Source organism: Enterobacter sp. SECR19-1250 (assembly GCF_013391025.1).
Classification (GTDB): Bacteria; Pseudomonadota; Gammaproteobacteria; order Enterobacterales; family Enterobacteriaceae; genus Enterobacter; species Enterobacter cloacae.
Genome location: NZ_JACASJ010000183.1, coordinates 1 through 5,055, shown reverse-complemented (window position 1 = coordinate 5,055; position 5,055 = coordinate 1). Strand labels below are relative to the sequence as shown.

6 protein-coding genes are annotated in these 5,055 nt (G+C 53.8%); 2 read left to right on the top strand and 4 right to left on the bottom strand.

Annotated features, from left to right (window positions below):
- Positions 1 to 85: 85 nt before the first annotated feature.
- From HX884_RS25240 to HX884_RS25225, 4 genes are all read right to left on the bottom strand, one after another.
- A complete protein-coding gene (locus HX884_RS25240) occupies positions 86 to 1,783 on the bottom strand; it encodes an NAD-dependent malic enzyme (RefSeq protein ID WP_013096532.1) in 1,698 nt (565 codons plus the stop codon).
- 176 nt (positions 1,784 to 1,959) lie between these two features.
- On the bottom strand, positions 1,960 to 2,097 hold the full coding sequence (gene sra, locus HX884_RS25235) for a stationary-phase-induced ribosome-associated protein (RefSeq protein WP_013096533.1): 138 nt from the start codon (positions 2,095 to 2,097) through the stop codon (positions 1,960 to 1,962).
- Positions 2,098 to 2,192: 95 nt separating this feature from the next.
- Complete coding sequence (bdm, locus tag HX884_RS25230; protein WP_013096534.1) at positions 2,193 to 2,408, bottom strand: biofilm-dependent modulation protein; 216 nt, start codon at positions 2,406 to 2,408, stop codon at positions 2,193 to 2,195.
- A 231-nt stretch (positions 2,409 to 2,639) separates the two neighbouring features.
- Positions 2,640 to 3,491 (bottom strand): Vmh family MBL fold metallo-hydrolase, encoded by an 852-nt coding sequence (locus tag HX884_RS25225; RefSeq protein WP_178328963.1) that lies wholly within the window; start codon positions 3,489 to 3,491, stop codon positions 2,640 to 2,642.
- A gap of 111 nt (positions 3,492 to 3,602) precedes the next feature.
- On the opposite strand from HX884_RS25225, the gene HX884_RS25220 reads away from it, so the two are divergent.
- Positions 3,603 to 4,496, top strand: a complete 894-nt coding sequence (locus tag HX884_RS25220; RefSeq protein ID WP_178328962.1) for a LysR family transcriptional regulator — start codon at positions 3,603 to 3,605, stop codon at positions 4,494 to 4,496.
- An 81-nt stretch (positions 4,497 to 4,577) separates the two neighbouring features.
- Positions 4,578 to 5,006 (top strand): OsmC family protein, encoded by a 429-nt coding sequence (locus HX884_RS25215; RefSeq protein WP_178328961.1) that lies wholly within the window; start codon positions 4,578 to 4,580, stop codon positions 5,004 to 5,006.
- The last annotated feature ends 49 nt before the right edge of the window (positions 5,007 to 5,055 follow it).

The following is a 5,055-nucleotide window of genomic DNA, read 5'->3' as shown; positions in this document are numbered from 1 at the left end:
AGTACAGTAATATGGTCATGGCGGCATGACCATATTACTGGGGATCCCTCAGCCCTGTGGGAGAGGGAACGGTCGGAACACAGTGTTAGATCGAAGTACGACGGTAGCTGCGGTATTCCGGCATCCAGAAGTTGTCGTCGATGGCCTGCTGCAGCGCATCGGCAGAGGTTTTCACTGCCACACCCTGCTGCTGGGCCATTTTCCCGACCGCGAACGCAATTGCACGCGACACCTTGTGAATGTCTTTCAGCTCTGGCAGCACCAGTCCTTCGCCATCATTCACCAGCGGCGAGTGGCCCGCCAGGGTTTCGCTTGCCGACATCAGCATCTCATCGGTAATGCGCGACGCGCCGGAGGCGATCACACCCAGACCAATGCCCGGGAAAATATAGGAGTTGTTGCACTGGGCAATAGGATAGGTTTTGTCCTTCCACACCACCGGATCGAACGGGCTGCCGGTTGCGACCAGCGCGTTCCCTTCGGTCCAGGCAATGATGTCCTGCGGCGTTGCTTCCACGCGCGAGGTCGGGTTGGAGAGCGGCATCACGATAGGGCGTTCGCAGTGCTTGTGCATCTCACGAATGATCTCTTCGGTGAACAGCCCCGTCTGACCGGAGACGCCAATCAGGATATCCGGCTTCACGTTGCGCACTACGTCCAGCAGAGAGAGCACTTCGTTGTCGGTGTCCCAGTTCTTCAGGTTCTCACGTTTCTGCACCAGCTTGGTCTGGAACGGCAGCAGGTTTGGCATGCCGTCGGTCAGCAGGCCGAAACGGTCGACCATGAACACGCGGGAGCGCGCCAGCTCTTCGCTTAGCCCTTCACGCTGCGTCTGGGCGATAATCTGCTCGGCGATACCACAACCCGCAGAGCCTGCGCCCAGGAAGACAATTTTCTGATAGCTCAGTTGGCTGCCTGCCGCGCGACTGGCGGCAATCAGCGTGCCAACGGTGACCGCGGCGGTGCCCTGAATATCATCGTTAAAAGAGCAGATCTCATCGCGATAGCGGTTCAGCAACGGCATCGCGTTTTTCTGCGCGAAGTCTTCAAACTGCAGCAGCACGTCCGGCCAGCGGTGCTTGACCGCCTGGATGAAATCATCAACAAACTGATAATACTCGTCGTCGGTAATACGCGGATGACGCCAGCCCATATACAGCGGGTCGTTAAGCAATTGCTGGTTGTTGGTGCCCACATCCAGCACCACCGGCAGGGTATACGCCGGGCTGATGCCGCCGCAGGCGGTATACAGAGAGAGCTTACCGATTGGGATCCCCATGCCGCCAATACCCTGGTCACCGAGACCCAGAATACGTTCGCCGTCGGTCACCACGATCACTTTGATATTGTGGTTCGGCACGTTCTGCAGAATATCGTCCATGTTGTGGCGGTTCTGATAAGAGATAAAGACGCCACGGGAGCGACGGTAGATCTCTGAGAAGCGTTCGCAGGCGGCACCCACCGTTGGGGTGTAGATCACCGGCATCATCTCTTCGAGATGATTTTGTACCAGACGATAGAAGAGGGTTTCGTTGGTGTCCTGAATGTTGCGCAGGTAAATATGTTTGTCGATTTCGGTTTTGAAACCCTGATACTGGATCCACGCGCGCTCTGCCTGTTCTTCAATGGTTTCCACCACTTCTGGCAGCAAACCGAGCAGGTTGAAGCTGCTGCGCTCTTCCATGCTGAAGGCGCTACCTTTGTTGAGCAGGGGGAATTCGAGTAATACCGGGCCGGCATAAGGGATATATAGGGAACGATGTTTTTTCAGTTTGTTGTCCATGTCACTCACTCTTTTTTTGAAGATCCGTCCCTGACACTGCTGTTTGTCATCTTTCTGGCCTGTGCGATGGGGTGCGGTCAGGCGGTATTATAAAGGAGCTAAATATTAATTACCGCAACACATAAACAAAAACACCATCGGTTTTGCCGATGGTGTTGAGGATCTCTCTCCGGGACTTACTTGCCCGCGTGGCGTTTTCTGCCGGTGGCGTGAGTGACCTGTGTTTCACTGTCGCCTTCAATCACCACTTTACGTTGGTTAGAAAGCTTGTAGTTCAGTCCCAGTATATGGCGTGCCTGACGGTTCGATTTCATGTTAACTCCTCAATCCTGTTGATAGTTTTAAGGACCAGTTCGCTTACGCAAACGAAATGTAACCCCTTAGGTTGCAGATCCAGCATAGCAGGTTTTTACAAAGGTGCGTTTTGCCCGCTGACGACGTAGTTAATGGTCTGCTGGTAGATGTCACTGAGGATGTCATTGTCTGTGGATTCCACCCACTTGGTCAGTTCCATCAAAATGTCATCTTCAGTCACAGCACCATGCTCGGCGTGAAGACCCTGTGCAATCGCGTTAACGAGTTCAGGTTGTGCTGCTGCAGTATTGGCCGGGTAATAAGTAAACATGCTGCCTCCGTGTCGTTGTCTGTTTAATGGTACGGCTCGCAAAAATTTAATTCACAAACAGAATGGCAAATATTTTGGCCGCTGTGTCTAAGATTCATCTTAGAAATAAAAATGACATAAGTGCATGCTTTTATGCGCTTTTAGAATGGGAGGATATATTGCGGGTTTACCGCGAGGATATTTTGCAGGTGCTCCTGCTATCACTGAAATATAGCAGGAGCAGATTTTACATTACCACTTCATTTCGCCAGTATTCACTTTGGCGCTTAATTCCAGCGAGCTCTCTTCAGCCAGACCCGGATACTGTTTTTTCATGGCGTTGATCACGCCTGTCGATGTTTTATGTTCTGACAACGCCTGTTCGAAGCGCTGAAGATAATCACGGGTAAAGTCGATAGCACCGCTGCCTGCCGGTGGTGTTCCCAGATAGTGACCCGGGATCACGCGTTCAGGCTTATGTGCCGCCATGCTTTCCAGCGTCTGTTGCCACTCCTTGCGGCTGGCTGGCGTCTGGGTGTCTGCCGTCCAGACGTGGATACCCCAGGCGACACCGGTACCACCGAGGATAGTTTTAGCCGAAGGGATCCAGACATAGGCGGCGTAGCTTTCTGGCTGCTCGATATCAATCTTCTCGCCGTCCACCATGAAGGTAGTGGATGCCAGCACCTGCGGAACGATAAGTTCGGTTGGTGCACCGTTTTTCATTTGCGGTCCCCAGAAGGCAAGTTTTGCGTCTTTGGTGGCCTTGATATGGTCAACCACCTGCTGTGTGGCCACCACTTTGGCATTCGGGAAGGCTTTCACCAGCGGTTGCAGACCAAAATAGAAATCCGGATCGCCAGAGGTAATGACGATTTTATTCAGGGTTTTCCCGATTTTGCGAATTTTGTCGACCAGCGCTTCGCCATCTTTGACGTTGAACTGGGCGTCAAACAGCACGGCCTCTTTTGGACCAGAGACCAGCGTGGAGGAGACCGCAAACATCCCTTTGTCCTGCGGGTTATAGGTATCAATGGTTAATGGCGCAGCAAACACCGCGGGCGTGATAAGCGTGGAAAGCAGTGCAAGGTGAGTGAATTTCATTCTGATGTCTCTGTTGTTCAGGAAAGTCTTTATTGTACGGATATTCGTATTTGCCAGAATTCCTGAAACAAGACATGCTTTGTTTCATAAATCGAGCAAATGGGGTGTGATATGGATCGCGTTATTGCCGCTCAGGTCTATAACCGGATATGCGAGCTGGGAAGCCTGAGTGCAGCGGCCCGGGCGTTGGGGATCTCCCGTCCTATGGTGAGCCGCTATCTTGAGCAAATGGAGAAGTGGGCCGGTACGCGGCTGGTAAACCGCTCGACGCGCAAGCTGACGCTGACGGCGGCCGGAGAGAAGGTGCTGCTAAAAACGCGAACGCTGTCCCAGCTGTCGCAGGAAATTGAAGGCCAGTCGGAGAAAGATCTCCCTTCAGGCACGCTACGGGTGGCCTGCGCCCATTTTACCGCCATGCATCTGATTGCCCCGGTGCTGCCCGGCTTGCTTTCGCGCTACCCGCAGCTGCGCATTGAGCTGGATGTGAACAACCACCCGGTGAGTCTGGTAGGGGAACGCATTGATGTGGCGATCCGCATTACGGATAACCCAGAGCCCGGGATGATCGCCCGCAGGCTTGGGGAGTGCCGTTCCGTGCTGTGCGCGTCGCCGCAGTATCATGCAACCCACGGCACGCCAGAGCAGGTGGAGGAGTTAGCGCAGCACAACTGTCTGCACTACAGCTTTTTCGCCGGTCAGGCGTGGCACTTCCTGACGCCGGAAGGGGAAAACGTCAGCGTCGCCGTGAGCGGCAACCTCAGCGCCAGCATCTCGTCATTGTTGATGGAGGCGGCGGTGAAGCATTGCGGCATTGCCATGCTACCGGAGCAGGAAGCACATGCCGCGATTGAACAGGGCACGCTGGTCCCGGTGCTGAGCAGCCTGACGCCCAAAGCGTTAGCCATTCACGGTATTTATCAGTCCCGGGAATATCAGCCCGCGGCGTTGCGCGTGTTTCTTGATGAGATAGCGCGCCATCTGTCAGGCGACGCGCAGCGGGTATAGGTTACAGAATTGTCTGTGTTCGTGGGTGTGCCGGAACCATCGTCTATACTTACCCCTTTGTAAGCCAAAAGGAGAGCAAGAATGACGATTCATAAGCACGGTTCGGCACACTGGTCTGGTGATATCAAAAATGGCAAAGGGACGGTCTCAACGGAAAGTGGCGTCCTGAATCAACAACCTTACGGCTTTAACACCCGCTTCGAAGGCGCTAAAGGCACTAACCCGGAAGAGTTGATTGGCGCAGCCCACGCCGCCTGTTTCTCAATGGCGCTGTCACTGATGATTGGTGAAGCGGGCTATACCGCAGATTCCATCGATACCACGGCGGATGTCTCGCTGGATAAAACCGATGGCGGCTTCGCAATCAGCAAAATTGCGCTAAACAGCAAGGTCACCGTACCGGGTATCGACCCGCAGAAATTCGACGGCATCATTCAGAAAGCGAAAGCAGGATGCCCGGTGTCGCAGGTAATGAAAGCGGAAATCACGCTGGACTATAAACTTAACTAAGGAAGGTGCGAATAAGCAGGTCATTTCTTCCCAAGCTGACTCGCTGATT